This is a genomic window from Bacillus sp. AFS073361, from assembly GCF_002567005.1.
Classification (GTDB): Bacteria; Bacillota; Bacilli; order Bacillales; family Cytobacillaceae; genus Neobacillus.
On the sequence record NZ_NUZU01000001.1, the window covers coordinates 102707 to 119264 of the forward strand.

Annotated in this window: 12 protein-coding genes and 2 riboswitches; of the genes, 1 reads left to right on the forward strand and 11 read right to left on the reverse strand. The window is 38.6% G+C overall.

All coding sequences use genetic code 11. The annotated features are described in order from the left end of the window. The 7 genes from thiS to COJ96_RS00455 form a co-directional block, all read right to left on the reverse strand. Complete coding sequence (gene thiS, locus COJ96_RS00425) at positions 1-204, reverse strand: sulfur carrier protein ThiS (protein ID WP_098571028.1); 204 nt, start codon at positions 202-204, stop codon at positions 1-3. Positions 205-214: 10 nt separating this feature from the next. Beyond that, complete coding sequence (thiO, locus tag COJ96_RS00430) at positions 215-1345, reverse strand: glycine oxidase ThiO (protein ID WP_373561642.1); 1131 nt, start codon at positions 1343-1345, stop codon at positions 215-217. After that, positions 1329-1973, reverse strand: coding sequence for a thiazole tautomerase TenI (gene tenI / locus COJ96_RS00435; protein ID WP_257148359.1), 645 nt, complete (start codon positions 1971-1973; stop codon positions 1329-1331). The genes thiO and tenI overlap by 17 nt, the downstream gene beginning before the upstream one ends. A gap of 110 nt (positions 1974-2083) precedes the next feature. After that, positions 2084-2192: riboswitch (TPP riboswitch) on the reverse strand. A gap of 122 nt (positions 2193-2314) precedes the next feature. After that, positions 2315-4483: an outer membrane protein assembly factor BamB family protein gene (locus tag COJ96_RS00440; protein ID WP_098571031.1), complete on the reverse strand. Its 2169-nt coding sequence runs from the start codon at positions 4481-4483 to the stop codon at positions 2315-2317. Positions 4484-4603: 120 nt separating this feature from the next. Then, positions 4604-6895, reverse strand: coding sequence for a 5-methyltetrahydropteroyltriglutamate--homocysteine S-methyltransferase (gene metE, locus COJ96_RS00445; protein ID WP_098571032.1), 2292 nt, complete (start codon positions 6893-6895; stop codon positions 4604-4606). 179 nt (positions 6896-7074) lie between these two features. Continuing rightward, positions 7075-7256: riboswitch (cobalamin riboswitch) on the reverse strand. A 79-nt stretch (positions 7257-7335) separates the two neighbouring features. Continuing rightward, on the reverse strand, positions 7336-10506 hold the full coding sequence (locus tag COJ96_RS00450) for an ATP-binding cassette domain-containing protein (RefSeq protein WP_098571033.1): 3171 nt from the start codon (positions 10504-10506) through the stop codon (positions 7336-7338). Positions 10507-10813: 307 nt separating this feature from the next. Then, positions 10814-11143, reverse strand: coding sequence for a hypothetical protein (locus COJ96_RS00455; protein WP_180229934.1), 330 nt, complete (start codon positions 11141-11143; stop codon positions 10814-10816). An 863-nt stretch (positions 11144-12006) separates the two neighbouring features. On the opposite strand from COJ96_RS00455, the gene COJ96_RS00460 reads away from it, so the two are divergent. Next, a complete protein-coding gene (locus COJ96_RS00460; RefSeq protein ID WP_098571034.1) occupies positions 12007-12549 on the forward strand; it encodes an RNA polymerase sigma factor in 543 nt (180 codons plus the stop codon). 70 nt (positions 12550-12619) lie between these two features. On the opposite strand, the gene COJ96_RS00465 is transcribed toward COJ96_RS00460, so the two are convergent. The 4 genes from COJ96_RS00465 to rlmD all read right to left on the reverse strand — a co-directional run bounded on the left by COJ96_RS00465 (position 12620) and on the right by rlmD (position 16501). Then, positions 12620-12883 (reverse strand): hypothetical protein, encoded by a 264-nt coding sequence (locus tag COJ96_RS00465; protein WP_098571035.1) that lies wholly within the window; start codon positions 12881-12883, stop codon positions 12620-12622. A gap of 106 nt (positions 12884-12989) precedes the next feature. Then, the gene (locus COJ96_RS00470; RefSeq protein WP_098571036.1) at positions 12990-14408 is read right to left on the reverse strand and encodes a DUF4179 domain-containing protein; all 1419 of its coding nucleotides are present in this window, start codon (positions 14406-14408) and stop codon (positions 12990-12992) included. After that, a complete protein-coding gene (locus COJ96_RS00475) occupies positions 14401-14940 on the reverse strand; it encodes a sigma-70 family RNA polymerase sigma factor (protein WP_098571037.1) in 540 nt (179 codons plus the stop codon). The genes COJ96_RS00470 and COJ96_RS00475 overlap by 8 nt, the downstream gene beginning before the upstream one ends. 181 nt (positions 14941-15121) lie before the next feature. Beyond that, entirely contained in the window at positions 15122-16501 is a 1380-nt protein-coding gene (rlmD, locus tag COJ96_RS00480; protein WP_098571038.1) for a 23S rRNA (uracil(1939)-C(5))-methyltransferase RlmD, read from the reverse strand. Positions 16502-16558: the final 57 nt, after the last annotated feature.

The following is a 16558-nucleotide window of genomic DNA, read 5'->3' on the forward strand; positions in this document are numbered from 1 at the left end:
TCAACCGCCTCCTACAAAATGGACTATTTCAATTCGATCTTTATCTGCTAATCTAGTACTTTGGTGATCTATTTTGGTTAAGATTTCACCATTTACTTCCACAACAATGACCTTATCCTGGATTTCATAATGCCTGAGAACATCTGAAACAAATACAACATGCTCTGGTAATTGGATATACTCGCCATTTAATATTACTTCCATTTTTAATCTCCTAACCAACTGTCTCTTTGTGTCTTTCAAGGTGAAAAGCTGCGAGAAGTGCCTCATCTTGCTGTCTACCTGCTAATAGGTCAGCTACTAGCTTCCCTGTAATAGGGCTTAATAAAATCCCATTTCGAAAATGCCCTGCTGCAACGAACAATCCCTTACAGCTTGGATGCTCGCCAATATAAGGGATTCCATCGCCTGTCTGCGGTCTGAATCCTGACCACACTCGCTCCCATGCTGCTTCCTTAATCTGAGGGACTAGTTGAGTCGCTCTTTCTATTAATGAAGCAATCCCTTCGGGGGTAACCTTGTTATCAAAGGTATTTTCAATCATGGTAGCACCAATATAAATTTCCCCATTGCGTTTTGGTACCAGATAACAGCGTTTGTCGGAAAAAATAGTCGTGTTAATAATCGGCTCCTCCGTTCGAACGGAAAAGCATTCTCCTTTAACAGGATACACGCTAATGTCCAGCCCCGATTCACGCATTAATTTCGCTGCCCAAGCTCCGGTGGCCACGACAACTTGTTCACTATGTATGACACCATTGGTCGTTTTAACCCCTTTAACCTGACCGTTTTCAAAAATAAATGAAAGAACCTCCGTATTTTGACGAATTTCCGCTCCGAAATAAACAGCCGCATTTGCAAACGCTTTTGTTAACTTTGCTGGCTGCACATGTCCATCGTTAGGGAGATACATACCTCCAACAACACTTGGTGCCAAAGACGGTTCCATTTCTAGTAATTCCGTTGAATCCAGCCATTTTATCATTGGATCCCAATTCCTTTGATAGTTGACCTGTTTTTTTACTTCTATTGCTATTTCTTCCGTTTCTGCAATCTTCAGCATTCCTTTATTCACAAACTCGATATCAATTCCTGTATATTCATATAACTCACTTGATAGTGTAGAAAACATTGCTTGACTCTTTAATGCCAATTGGAATAAAGGACCATCTTGTTCAATCTCCGCTTGTGCTGCCAGCATACCAGCCGCCGCACTGGAAGCTTGGCAAGCCAATCTATCCTTCTCAATTATGATTACTTTTTTGCCCATTTTTGATAGTTGATAGGCAATAGAGGATCCGTTAATCCCCCCTCCGATAATGGCAACATCAAATGAATTTCCCACTTGTTCCATCTCCATCTCTTAATACATTTAAATAAGCCTTTACTGCTACTAATGGATCGCGAGCTTCTAATACTCCTGACATGACAGCGATTCCTTTTGCCCCAGCATCTAGTACCCGCCCTGTATTCTCGGGAGTTATGCCTCCAATGGCAATAACCGGAACCTCTAATTGTGTAATCCTTGATAATTCATCAAGACCTCTAGGGGGCATTCCTGGTTTTGATTGCGAAGGGAAGACATGACCGAAAAGGACGTAATCAGCACCCTTTTCTTTTGCTTTTTGTCCCTCCACGTAGGAATGGATGGAACTTCCTACCCTAAGCTGAGGAAAATTCCCTTTGACAATGGCTGCATCTAAACTATGAAAAGCTAATTGAACCCCGCCAGCCTTTGTAACTAAGGCAACATCCACACGATCATTGATGATAATCTTTAATAACGGCAGGTTTGTCATTGTTAGAAGTTCCACTGCTTGAAAAAGTTCCCTCGCTGTTTTTTGTTTTTCGCGTAAGTGAATCGCGGTTACATACGGATGAATATCCATGACAATTTCACATAGCTGCTCGATCGGCATTTGACCATTGGATATAATATGTAACTCTTTAACACTAGTTAAAATACAAGTCACCCCCTATAATCCAGAATCTGAAGCTCAATGAAATAAAGTGAAAAACAAAAAACCACTTCCTTTTGATAAGAAAGTGGTTGATAATTTGAAATATAAACATGATCCTTCAAATATCCATGTTTCCACTTCCCTACGCTGGTATAACCCAGATCAGGTTCATAGAGTCCCGAAGTATCACTTCAATCTCAGCCCTTTAAAAAGGCACCTCTAGCGGATTGTTATCTATTCATTTTTAAAAATTCCCTTGCATGGATAATGTTAACACGTCGATTAGAAATGTCAAATAAATTCTTTTTATACCTTTCATATATTCTGATCTCTCACCTATGCATGGAAAAGGATTATTTTACTATGGTTAGTTTTTGGCCAATGTAGATTGGTTGATTAGGATCGAGGTTATTGGCTTTAACGATGGAGTCAATCGTAACCCCATTCTTCTGGGCAATTTTCCAGAGAGAATCGCCCGCAACAACGGTGTAAACAACAGTTGATACCGTTGGGAGGGTTACAGTAAATTTTGCTACATACCCAGAATCCAAAGTACTGCTGTCTTTCTTGTATTCGATTGAATACCAGTCTCCGATTGCGGAATAAATTTTTATATCTGTATTCATCGGAAGCACAATCTTTGTATCATACTGAGTTCCAGGATTGGTTCTAACATTGACGTTTGTCCTTGTCCTCGCCTTTTCGATTGCTTGAATCTCCTGATTGGATGGAACTTTAATTAATGGTTTGGAGACATATCCTTTCAGAACCGCACTGATAATCCTGTACTCAATTTGATACCAATCACCCGTTTCTCCCGTTATCACCACTTCTGAACCAGCAGGGATTGTTGTTAGGATGGTGCTTTGAGTGGTGGCTGCCGAGCGTAAGTTGGAATTTTTCAAGGTTAAACCGAAACCTTCTGTAATCAGAATGGATTTGTCACGTGCTGTATATTCATTCTTATTCCCAGCTAGATCGGTGAGTTTTACAATTGGATAGTAATTTCCACGGATTACATTAAAGCCACGGCTGTTTTTTCCATCCCAATAAAAATTCGCTGTCCCCTTCAAGTAGCGTCCTAACCAAGTCTTAACTACCCAGCCGCTTTCATCAACAATGGTTACCTCCATATCTGCCGTTTCACTTATGGTAATGGGGATTCTAATTTGGTTCTTTCCATCTTGAAGAGTAAGTTGGTTAACCGGTTGCAAATCAATTGTTGCTGTTGGCTTTTCTGTATCTAACTGGGATGTTTTTGGCACAGCGTACGTATATAGAAATTGATTCGTCTCTGTTACAAAAATGGTGTCCTTGATGACGCCGATTGGGCGCAAGCCAGACGCGCCTGTAGTAGGTGTTAGTTGAAGAGTGGAATATATAAGCTGACCATTTGCGCTATTAAAGAATTTAATTTTGTTGTAATTTCCCAAAATAATTCTATCGGAGGCTACGACCATTCCACTTGCCCCTTTAATGGTCTGAAGTCCACCAGCAACAAACTGTTCTGCATACAAGGTCTTCCATTTCTGTACTCCGGTATTTTTGTCTACCGCGATAATATTGGCCTCATCAAGAACAATTAAAGAATCACTCACTACAGAAAGAGGCTGTGTAAACATACCCGTAGGGCTAAACTTCCATAATGTTCTTCCACTTGCAGCATCTAATGCCCAAATATTTCTTGTTGCCGCCGGTTTCGTTTCGAAGTAAAGCTTTCCATCTTTATAGACTGGGGCCCCATAAATAGGGAGGCTTGAATCCAGATCAAATGTCCAAAGCACCGTGCCCGTCGATGCATCGAATGCATACATTTTGGATGTCATTTGAACTGGATTCCGTATATTTGCAAACAGTCGATTATCACCAGCAGCGAAAACCCCTTCCAACCGCTCTTGGAATTTAAGGGGATAACTCCATCTATTTTTACCCGTAGTTACATCTACCGTACCAATTGCATCGAAACCTTCGGTAGTTCTCGTTAAATAATATAAGGTATTCTGGTCAATTAAGAGACGATTCGCAAAGCTATCAACGGTCCAAAGTGTCTGTGGAGAGGTACCGTTATCCTGTATCGCATAAATTTTAGTCATCGTTGAAGTGTAAATCACTCCGTCTCTTGCTATCAAGTCAAGAAACCCATTCTGCTCTTCTATTGAAAAATTCCATCTCTCTTTATAGGTATCTAAGTCAGTGGCAGAGAGTACTTTTTTTGAAATCCGTTCCGCCGAATACAGCTGATTGCGATTTACACTAAACAACGCAGAAGCGTTATTAAAGGGATCTTTCTTTAACGTCAATAACGTCAAATCAGCAGGCAAGGCGGCACTAGAATAATTGGTATTTCCTTGGTCAGCTAAATGCATTTCCCAGTTTTGGTCATCTGCCCTTAGGTTCTGATTCCTTAGAAGTCCCTTTAATTCTTTTATTCTTTTTCTTAATTGTTCATTTTGAGCCTGTAATTGCTTGTATTGTCTATAAATATCTGAAGAATTATTTCTATAATCATGATGGAACATCATTTGGGAACATCACACCTCCATTATTGTGCTTGCATCATTTTATGCACATTTGCCTAGGTGGTGATGTTTAATTAAACAACCCAAAGAGCCTTTCCCAAAAATGGAAAAGGCTCTTACAGTTTAAATCGTTTGATGCTGCTGTTGGCGGAGTTTCCGGGCTGCTGTCACCAAATTTTTAAGCGATGCAATGGTTTCTTCTTCATGACGTGTTTTTAAACCACAATCAGGATTCACCCAGAACTGTTCTTTCGGAATAACCTCGACACTATCTTCTAATATCGCACTGATTTCTTCCACACCTGGAACTCGTGGACTATGAATATCGTACACTCCTAAACCAATCCCAAGTTCGTATGGATTATGCTTAAGAGATTGAATCAACTCTCCATGACTTCTAGACGTTTCGATGGAAATAACATCTGCATCAAGGGCACGAATAGGCTCAATAAAGTCATTAAACTCGCAATAACACATATGGGTATGAATTTGCGTTTCATTTTTCACACTGGAGGTGGCTAACTTAAAGGCATTAACCGCCCACGCCAAATATTCCGACCATTTTTCTTTACGTAATGGCAATCCTTCACGCAATGCAGGTTCATCGACTTGAATTATCGCAATGCCTGCATCTTCTAACGCTTGAATCTCTTCTCTCAGCGCTAAGGCGAGTTGGCTGGCTACTTGTTCACGTGAAATATCATCACGGACAAAAGACCAATTTAAGATGGTGACAGGACCTGTTAACATCCCTTTCACATACTTAGACGTTAATTGCTGTGCCGCTTCTACCTCCTTCACGGTCATTGGAGCGACCCACTCGACATCACCAAAAATAATTGGTGGTTTTACGCAGCGTGAACCATAGGATACCACCCATGCCTTTTCTGTAAAAGCAAACCCTTCTAGTTTTTCTCCAAAATACTCAACCATATCCGTTCGCTCAAATTCACCATGGACGAAAACATCCAGTCCAATCTCTTCTTGAATTTGAATCCAACGAGCTGTTTCACCCTTCAAGAACGCTGCGTATTCAGCGTCAGTGAGTTCCTTTTTCCGCCAGGCCGTGCGTGTACGTTTTACCTGATCCGACTGAGGGAAACTGCCAATCGTTGTGGTTGGAAAATCTGGTAAATTTAATGCCGCCTTCTGTAGAGGCTGGCGTTCATTAAATGTCAATGGACGGGCAAAATGTTCGGGTTTTACTTGTAATTCAAGCCCCTTTACCCGTGTATTTTTCCTCGCCTCATGCTGCGCTAATGCTTGGGTCGCTTCCATACTTTGTGACACACTCTTATTTCCTGCCCACCCCTCGTCACACACATAGGCTGTTAACTGTGTTAGCTCTACAATTTTCTCATCAGCAAATGATAGAGCATTTTTTAAAGTGGCATCTAAACGAGTTTCTGCCTTCGTTGTCACAGGTACATGCTGTAAACTACATGAAGACTGGATCCAAGCTTCTTTTACACCGCTTAATAATAAAGCAGCTTTTATATTGAATACTTTTTCAGCCAAATTTGCACGCCAAATATCCCGTCCATTTACGATGCCAATTCCTAATACTTTGTCTTGTGGGAAGCCGTGTTTTCGAAGTGAAGCCATATTCTCTTCAGAACCATGGATGAAATCAAGTCCAATCCCCGCAACCGGTAAATGAGATAGCTCTTCATACACTGATAGTCCTTCAAAATAGGTTTGTAACATGATTCGGGCAGCTGGTACTTGTTCTGCTAATTGTTTGTAAATCTCCTGGACTAGTTTTACATCATCTGCTGTAAGTGAAAGGACCAAAGCGGGTTCTTCCACTTGAATCCACTGAGCACCTGCATTTACAAGTTGCTGCAATACTTGTGCATAGAGCGGTAGAAGTTTTAAAATAAACAATGCTTTCGATTTGGCATCGTATCCTTTCGCTAATTTCACAAAAGTAAAAGGACCGATTAAAGTAGGCTTTGTCATTAGACCTAATTCCTGTTTGGCTTCTAAGAAATAATCTAAGATGTAATTCTTCGTTAATCTTAATGACTGGCCTTCATACTCAGGAACGATGTAGTGATAGTTGGTGTTAAACCACTTTGTCATTTCACATGCTACTACATTCTTTCCCCCGCGTGCCATTGCGTAATAGGTTGATAGATTTACTTCATTGCCTGTCCACTGATAACGATTTGGAACCATTCCGAACATTGCCGCATGGTCTAGCATCCGGTCATAAAAGGTAAAATCACCAACTGTTAGTAAATCCAAGCCTAATGATTGCTGGCGTTTCAAATTATTTAATCGAATCGTTTTCATCTCTAAACTAAATTGCTCCTCTGATATCGCGGACTTCCAATAAGATTCTACACACCGTTTCCACTCCCGGTTATCACCAATGTACGGGTAACCAATCGCTGTACTTACTAAATTCATTCTTCATTCCTCCTTATTATTTTTACAAAATTCCCAAATACAAAAAAGCCATCTCCGCAAAATGGAAATGGCTCTACAATCAAGTTAAAGTTATGTTTAAATGACATGCAAAAACATTGATACTCATAACTCGTTTGTCGTACAAATGAATGTCACCACCTATTTCCACGTAGGTATTTGGTGTGTACTGGAATTTGGCAGGTCTCCTGGCTCATCATCATAGTTCCTCACACCTTCCCGTCGAATAGACAGTGGTATTTGTGATTCACTCCGATTTACAGTTGCGGGACAGCGACGGAATTACACCGTTCTTCCCTTTTAAGCCAAGCCTTAGCTTGGCACCAATTCTTACACGATATGGAATTTTCACTAACTATAACATATTATAAATTTGGTGTACATAATTTTCTGAAAAAGGGTCAGATTAACATGCTTAGAATTTAATTATTTTGCTCTAGACATTGATAAACCGCCATCATTTCTCGCTTATTCAACTCACGAATACGATTAAAAATAGGAATATCTGCAACTGCCTCCGTACATAAACTTTCAGCAACAACATCACTTACGTTACCAGTTAGCCATGTTTGTACTTGTATGCCCTCGACTATTTCCTTTCGGCCCTCTTCATTGATGCCGCTCGCATGACAACTCACACATGGGATCGTTAATTTAAACACGCCATCATGGAGATTATCTTCAGAAATTACTTTCTTTCCTTTACAGAATGGACACGGATGACCTGCTTTAATCTTATTAATCTGGGTGACAATTTTTTTGTAACCAAACGCTTCATAGACATATGTTAGTTTTTTGTATTTTCCATTGGCAAAATACTTATCAATAATGGTTTCTCTAGTTTCGTCAATATTGGCAAAATCACAGATTGTGATCAGATTTTTGCTGCTTATTGCCTCGATATTGCCTTTAATTCTATCCCAGAATGGTAAAACATTTTGTAATACCATTTCATAACCGGCGAAGCTTGCTAGTTCTAATTCAAGCATTTTCAGCGATACTTGTGTTTCCCTAGGAAGTAAGGAGACATCTTCCGTAAGTGCCATATCGCCGCCAACAATTGCTTTTAGTTTTTCAAACTCTGGTAACTTCCCTACTGTTTTAATGACCTGATCAATAGGTTGATGAATAATCTCGCGAATATCCGTGTCACCAAACTTTAGTTTTTTATGGTGGTTTAGCACGGTTCCTTGACAGATTGGACAGGCAATCATCTCTTTTGATGCTTTCATATGCTCTTTAATAATGGATTTCGAAATGAACATATACCGCCCAATGATGATATTGAAGCCTTCCCATTTTCTCTGCGTCTTGCCTGCTTTATCATAAAATGACTTTTCCCAATAGCCGTATAAAAAAGTATGTCTTTCAGCTTCTGTCATCTCATTGTAGCTTTTACTAATATCATGACCAAGTTCATTCTTGATCTCATCAAAAAGGAATTGCAATTTCGGATATTGATAATATTTTAAAACTTCCATTACATCTGGATGTAATAAGCCTTCCCAAAATGGCACTGTTTTGTCTTGAATGACCACATCAAAATCAAACCTTTCGATTTCTAGGCGACCCGAACAGCTTGGACAGTGATTTTCTTGACTAAAGAAATCGAAGCTCCTTGTATCTTTAATGGTTGGATGTGCAGCCACAATATGGTTGATCAATCCACCGATTTCATAGAGAAAACTATATTGACTATACAAATGTCTTTCAAGGTCAATCGCGATAACGGGTGCGATTTTATCAGATTCATATTCACCATAAATCAAACGGGCCATTGATGATAAGCTTTTCAAGATACCGCCTTTATAGACGTTTTCTGCGTTTTTAAAATAGCTAATATGATTTTCTTTTAAGTAGTTAATGCCCTTCTTTGAATCTAGTGTTGAAGAAATATGCAAGGAAGAAACACTATTTGTCCAATTATGTTGACGAAAATAATCATCATGACTGATGACATCTAGATACCTGACAGGTTCCAGCTGTCTTTTCCCAAAATCAACGATAAAATCAGAGCTTTCTAGCATATAGGCATTATGTTCAATCATCATGATGGAGATAGATTCATCTTTTAGTATTCCCCTGATACTATCAATGAATTGGTTTAAAATATTTTGTGATAACCCCTTTGAAGGCTCGTCAAAAATAAACAGGGTATGTGGGTTTCTTGCGTTTGAAAACAGCTCAGAAACTAAATGAACACATTGAAATTCACCGGTCGATAAGGACTGTGTTTTCCTTTCTAGTGTCAAATACCCAAGTCCAAGTTTGATTAATAAGCTCAAGCGTTTATGAGCGATGTCTTCATTTGGAAGGTCCTCAATAATGTCTTCAATGGAGCGCTGAAAAATATCATCAATTTCGTCGCTGTATTTCGTGAGTTTCCTTTTAATATCAAGAAACGTCGCAACGGTTGACCGGCTGGTAATCGATTGATTTCGATCCTGCCCTACCATGACCAGTTTATCTTTTGGATATCGCTTTAGAAAATCCTTAGAGATACACTCATTGACAAGGGTCGATTTACCACATCCAGACTCACCCGTAAAGGTTACAAGTCTATTTTTCGGAATCTGAATTTCAGCCATTTGAATATTACGACAGTAAAGGTTTTGAAATTGATAGTAATCTATTGGCATTGCCTGATTTCGTTCCCAAAAAACAGGTTTGGGACGAGGTGATTCTTCGACTATTTTCCCGCCGTATTTACCACTGCCAGGTCCAAAGAACAATTGCTCATCAGCCGTATCTAGCACCGTATCAGAATGATCAATGAGCCAAATCTGATTCTTATAGCCCAATTGTTTAATCTGTTTTAAAATTTTCAAAAGGGTTTGATGATCAAGACCAACAGAAATTTCATCAATAATAATCACAGTATTTTCACTAGCTGCCATGAATTCAGCCAAGTAGAGCCGTGTTATTTCCCCACCTGACAAGGTACCCATGATCCGATTTAATGTTAAATATCCAATATTCATATTGATAATATTTTTAAGAATATGTTGTTTCGCTTCGCTAATATGTAATTCCTCTGAAAGGGAAAAAATCGATTCAATGCTTAAGTTGTTGATATCGGAAATACTATGTGGTTTATTCCATAATTCTATTCTTTTTTGCTCAACTTCCGGATTATAACGCCTGCCCTCACACTTTTTACATTCAACATTTTTCGTGGTACCGCGTCCTTTACACTCAGGACACCAGCCTAGTGCATTATTAAAGGAAAAAACTTCTGGCGAAAGATGAAATTTTTCAGCAAGCCTAACGCGAATATCTTTAAAAACGCCCGTATGTGTGCCAATCGTTGAACGCGGATTAGAAGAAATCGATGATTTCCCTAAAAAAAGAACTAAAGGCATGTCTTCCATCTTGATGGCACTAAAATTCGTTTCCATTATATTAGGAAATAAATACTGGTATTCAGCCTTAGGCAATAAGGACACGAGCCGCTTCTTAGATTCTTCACCAATGGTTTGACAAAAAGTGGTTTTACCAGATCCGGACAAACCAGCAATTCCGAGCGTCTGATCTTCCGGCAAGACAGCATCTAAACGGTTAATATTGTTGGCAATCAATTGATTTATCTTCATCGGATTTCCAACCCCCTTCTCTAAATCTAGTATTGCCATATTAGCACAACTTCAAATGAACATTCTATTCATTTTGTCGTTTATTATCCTCTTAAATTAATTTGGGGCATACAAAAAGACGCCTTCTTTCTTCAAGAAAAGCGCCCTTTGATTAGATGGGATGATCTTTAAATGTCTAAGTTTAGTAGGTGTTTTTTGTGGGATAAAAGAAATTCTGAAAATGGGCTGGAGATGCATGCATATTGTTAAATATGGAAGTAGTATTAGTCGCGAAATGGAGGAATTCAGAAAACAGGCTTAAAAAATTTTAGCCAAAATACACTCTTACATTCTTTTCTTTTCGTGCTGTTGCTAAACAGTTTAGTATAAAGTTCTTGATTTGGTTTTGATCCCAATTGATCAAATCACTTTCTGATTTGGAATCGTCATTATTATATAATTTCTTGTAGGCATTCAGAGCCTTTTCAATTTGTTGTATTGAAAAAGTAGCACTGCCGCCAGACCCACTAACTCCTGCATAGTAATGATTTGCATCAAGTAAACTATACAGTATGGTTGCATTATAATTCCCCATGCTAAAACGTGCATAAGCAATTTCTTCTCCTGCTTTATTGTATCCTGATATATCGTGGCCCATTTATTTAGTCTCCTTTTAAATATTAATTTGTAAACATAGAAAGCTTATAAATGTAAATAAGAAGTTTACATTGCTTACCACTCCTTTCAAGTTTGTTTATAGATTGAGATATTTTGGCTGAAACATAAGGATGGAAAAAGAATGGTCAGGAAGAAAAATGTGAAGATGCGATTAAGAGGTGTGCAGAAACGTTGGATAATTAATTAGTTGTTATCATTCTTTAAGGATTTCAGGGGATCATTGTTTTGATGGGGAAAATTATGAAGGATTGAAGTAACAAAATTCATACCTCCATTTGCTACCTCCTACAGATAAAATAATATCACATTAGAATTCTCTTAATTTTAGTCTTTTCAAAAGGTTTTCTACAATTGTGTGAACGCTTTCTTAATTCAAGATCCTTAAGCTGCTGATTCCCGCATCTAGGATTAAGAGGGTCCTCACTTTTCGGTTGGGGATCAGGTTAAGCAACTGAACTGATAAATAGACGGAAATATTCCGCTTAATTAGAAATTATTATTAAAAAAAGCAATAATAGACGGAGAAATTCCGCCTATTTACTTGAAATACGTGAAAATGGGGGATTTTTCCTCGCATAAGCGGAAAACCTTCCCTTATTTACCCTGAAACGAGCTCCATTCTGCATATAGCCGGAAATTCTCCGCTTATTTTACCTTTGCTATCTGATTTTTTAATAGCTTCCTTTTATCATTCGCTAATAGAAATGAAAAGTAGTTACCTAGTTGAGCATTAAACCCATAATTGTAAAAATAATACATAAATTCCATTTGTTTTATGTTAGAATAGTTAAAGGGTAATAAACCACTTTAGACCTGTTTGCTCAGCAAGAAAGGGAATTTATTATGCAAGGAAATATTTTGATAGGAAATAACCTTAAAGATAAAGAGGAAATAGCAACTTGGCTTATTGAGAAATATGAAAATGATGTAAAAAGATTAGCCTATTATTATATGAAAGATATTGAGAGTGCAAAAGATATTTCGCAAGAAGTCTTTTTAACCTGTTATAAGCAACTACATACCTTAAGAGGTGATTCTATTAAACCTTGGATCTATCGAATTACTGCAAACAAATGCATAGATGTTCTAAGGAAAAGATCGTATAAACAGTCGTTAATTGCTTCTTCGTTAGTTGAAAATATGCCTTCAATGGAATTCACACCAGAATTTGTAGTATTGAATAAGAATTTAATACTGGAAATTATTACTGAAATCAACCAATTACCTGAAATCTATAAAGAAGTAATAACTCTTTATTATTTAGATGACTTAAGCTATAAGGAAATAAGCAATAGTTTAAAGGTAAATTATAGTACGATAAAAACAAGATTACATAGAGGGAAACTACTATTAAAAAACAACTTACATGCATTGCAATTTGAATAAGTTGAAAAATAAAATAAAGAGAAGCTACAATCATTGTAGGTTCTCCTATCTTGTTCTTGTATAAATTTGATTATTTTAACCCAACAATTTTCCCATAGGATATAATTGTTAATCCGCAAATCAATGCTACCACGATGAAGGTAAATAGGAAATACACCGGAGATCCTACTGCCCCGAAAGCCACCTCATTTTGAAGCGTTTCTATATTTTCCCACTTATTATCAATAACGGGCTTATAACTCCTTGTTTTAATATAGCCAACTACCAAGGTTCCAGCTATATAGATTAAATGAATTACAAAAGAAATAACTAATGATTGAATAATAGTCTTCAATTAAAAACACCCCTTCATATCCTTAATTTCCATAATAAACCATAAATGATATTTCAGTAAACAGCACTTTCAAGGAGAACTATATTCCAATCATTTATTGATAAGTTTATTCTTTTTCCCCGGGGAGTTCAACAGTGAACGGTTGTAATTCCTTAGCTGGGACAAAGCTTGAGAAATCGAATTGCAAGATTGTATTTTCAAGCTTGAAGCTCTTTATTTTTTCTTCCCCGTTTAAATAGAAGGTAGATTGGAAGTGTGCTGTCTTCTTATCAATGGTTTTAACTTTATTCAAACGGATACTATGATTTTCAGGCGGCACTGGATTTTTAGGATCAATTTTCCGGATATAATCCTTATCTACCAACAGCAACTCATACTGCAGGTTATTTTGAAACAACTCAAGCTGGTGCTTGCTTAATCCCTTTGAGATTGACAGCCCGGTGAATTGATAATCGATTATGAGTTTATTTTCTTTTTGTGTAATGTCATTTACCTGCATGCCTAAACCAAGTCGTTTACTATTTAATGTAAAAGATTTTTTATCCAATAGCTGTTGAACTTTAGGGTCCGCAATCGATAGTGTCGGATACAATGTTAGAGAAGAGATATCCTTATCCACAATCGTCATTCCTCTTCGGATAGTACTATGTAACCCATCCTTCTCTGTAGATTCGGAAAGCTTTGTTCCATTGTCAAACCGGTACACCTTTCCTTTATCATCCACGGCTTTATAAATATAGATGTCATCGTCCTGGTATTTCTTTACTATTTCATAAGTAAGAGCCGAGGACGCTTTTGCGGTTAGTATTTTTTCCAACTTGATTTTCACCCCATCATCGGGGTAGCCCTGTTCCTGTTCGATCGCCAGTGTAGTGTTTTTGTCCTGCTGAAATGGAATATCAAAGTTCCATTCACCCTTAATTCCGTTGATAGAATGTATGGTGACCGGGAGAGTAAACTGGTCTCGTATTTTTCCATATGGATATTCTGTTTTCCATTGAAAGTTGTATCCGTTTTTCACCTTTCTGATATCGTACGACATTCCCAGCCATGGATCGCGATCCCCTTTATTTCCCTCAAAGTTTACATCAAAGCTGACTTCCCCTTTTTCGTTATGTCCCCTTTCAACACCCTCATCGACAAATCCGGTAATGGAAATAATGTTGCCGTCAAAATAAGAACTGGTCAGTTTCACTGTTACTCCGTTCTTCGTTTGGGATTGATTTAATACAGTAACAGCATCCTGATTTGCCAGATTTACACCCGTTGAATCGTCAAATTCTTGAAAGAGGGCGCCTATTAAAGGTGCATTTGCTAATACTTTGTTCATAGTTGGGTTGATAAAGCCTGATGCAAGCGTAATCCCAAGAAGCGCAGCCGCAGTGGCCGAACCTGCCAGAACCTTCTTTTTCTTCGAATGTCTACCCTGGCTTGCTTTTGTGAGGCCCTTATCAATTGCTTCAAACACTTTTTCTTTTGGCACAGGTATTTGTTCAATTGCTGCCTTCATTTCCTTATTATCCATGGCACTTGCCCTCCTCCTCGTTATAAGACTTTTTTAATTCGGCTTTCCCTCTGCTTAAATATGTTTTTACGGTACTTTCAGGAATCTCCATGACACTGCTAATCGTTTTAATTGAGTAATCGTAATAGTAAAAAAGTATTATCGCTGTACGGTAATTCTCTTTCAGCTCCTTAATTGCATTTAGCAGATGTAAGGATTCTTCAATGTATACATTTGCTTGGCCAGGCAGATTCGACAATATTTCATCACTCAGCGGAACAACATTGTTCTTTCTCTTTAGAACCCTGCCTGAACAACGAATGACAATCCTGGTAAACCAGGTCGAAAAATACTCTGGATTTTTTAACGAATGAATAGATGTAAAGGCCTGATAGGTTGCCTCCTGGACAACATCCAACGCATCTTCTTCGTTATGTACATAAAGATATGCAGTCCGATAGATTCTTTCATAATGCTCTTGAACTAACTTTTCAAAGGCGCCCTTATTACCCTTGATTGCTTTTTTTACTAGCCGGTGGCTTTCCGTTTCCATCTTCTATGACCCCCTTTACTAATTAGTGGAATGTATACTCAAAAAAAGTTTCAAAAAGTTAAAGTTTTTTTAAAGAAAAGCATATCATGCAAATAGAATCCTAAGTTCAAAAAAATAACAGAAACCATACTTGGTTTCTGCCAATTTCAATCTATTTTAGAATGTCCCAACGCCCAAAGGGTTAGTTGCCTTCCTTTAAAATGAGTTGTGCGACACACTCCACATGCGTCGTCATCGGAAACAAATCAACCGGCTGCACTTCCACCGTTTTGTATCCTCCGTCCTCCAATATCCGCAAATCCCTCGCTAGGGTAGCTGGATTACAGGATACATAAACGACTTTTTTCGGCTTCATCTCGATGATTGTTTGAAGCAAAGCTTCATCGCAGCCTTTACGCGGTGGATCAACGACCAAGACATCCGCGGCATTTCCTTCTTTATACCACTTCGGAATCACAACCTCGGCTTCCCCTGCAGCAAACTCGGTATTTTCCATTCCGTTTAATGCGGCATTCCGCTTCGCATCCTCAATCGCCTCTGGAACTACCTCTACACCAAATACCTTCCGTGCTTTTTGTGCTAAAAATAAAGAAATCGTTCCGATCCCACAGTAGGCATCAATCACGCTTTCTTCTCCGCTAAGGTCCGCGTATTCAAGCGCCTTATCATATAAAACCTTTGTTTGAACAGGATTAACCTGATAAAAGGACAGGGCGGAAATTGCAAATTTCACATCGCCAATATAGTCATAAATGACTTCGTTGCCCCATAAAACGTTCGTTGTCGCCCCCATAATCACGTTCGTCCGTTTGGAATTCACATTATGGATAATCGACTTGATCTTTGGGAGCCGCGCAACGATTTGCTCCACTAGCTTGTCTTTTTGGGGAAGGTCTGTCGTCCTTGTGATAATGACCACCATGAGTTCGCCTGTTTGCTGACCATAACGGGCCATAATATGTCTGAGTACACCTTTATGTGATTCCTCATGATAGGCAGGAATCCCTAACTCACTGCAAATTTCCTTCACCGTCTGAACTGCTTCATTTATTTCAGGCAGTTGAATGACACTTTCGTTCGTATCAACAATTTCATGGCTCCTTGGTTTAAAAAAGCCCGCAATCAATTTACCATCCTTTTCCCCCACCGGCACCTGTGCCTTGTTGCGGTAATGAAAGGGCTGATCCATTCCTAATATGGGATGTACAACGACATCCTCTAATTTACCAATCCGTGTAAGTACCTGACGAACTTGGTTTACCTTATACCTTAGCTGACCTTCATAACTAAGGTGCTCGAGCTGACAGCCTCCATATTTATGGAAATCTCGGCTGTCAATCTCGACTCGATCAGGGCTTTTTTCATAAAACTCCACCAACCGACCAAAGCCATACCCTTTGCCCGTCTTAATAACCTTCACTTTTGCCTTTTCGCCCGGCAGTCCGTTGGGAACAAATAACGGGTACCCATCAACCTTGGCCACACCCGCCCCATCATGGGTTAGATCTTCAAACACTACATCTATAAAATCATTTTTATTAACCGGTAAGATTCTGCTCATTCGTTTCTTCCTTTTCACATTTTGACTGCTAAGATTGTAACACAAAGCATGGTTGAT

What these genes read in the sequence shown, in the direction of transcription:
- COJ96_RS00455 (WP_180229934.1), bottom strand. Translation starts at nt 11,143, where the DNA reads ATGGGCCACGATATATCAGGATACAATAAAGCAGGAGAAGAAATTGCT.
- COJ96_RS00475 (WP_098571037.1), bottom strand. Translation starts at nt 14,940, where the DNA reads ATGGAAACGGAAAGCCACCGGCTAGTAAAAAAAGCAATCAAGGGTAAT.
- thiS (WP_098571028.1), bottom strand. Translation starts at nt 204, where the DNA reads ATGGAAGTAATATTAAATGGCGAGTATATCCAATTACCAGAGCATGTT.
- metE (WP_098571032.1), bottom strand. Translation starts at nt 6,895, where the DNA reads ATGAATTTAGTAAGTACAGCGATTGGTTACCCGTACATTGGTGATAAC.
- COJ96_RS00460 (WP_098571034.1), top strand. Translation starts at nt 12,007, where the DNA reads ATGCAAGGAAATATTTTGATAGGAAATAACCTTAAAGATAAAGAGGAA.
- COJ96_RS00450 (WP_098571033.1), bottom strand. Translation starts at nt 10,506, where the DNA reads ATGAAGATAAATCAATTGATTGCCAACAATATTAACCGTTTAGATGCT.
- COJ96_RS00440 (WP_098571031.1), bottom strand. Translation starts at nt 4,483, where the DNA reads ATGATGTTCCATCATGATTATAGAAATAATTCTTCAGATATTTATAGA.
- rlmD (WP_098571038.1), bottom strand. Translation starts at nt 16,501, where the DNA reads ATGAGCAGAATCTTACCGGTTAATAAAAATGATTTTATAGATGTAGTG.
- COJ96_RS00470 (WP_098571036.1), bottom strand. Translation starts at nt 14,408, where the DNA reads ATGGATAATAAGGAAATGAAGGCAGCAATTGAACAAATACCTGTGCCA.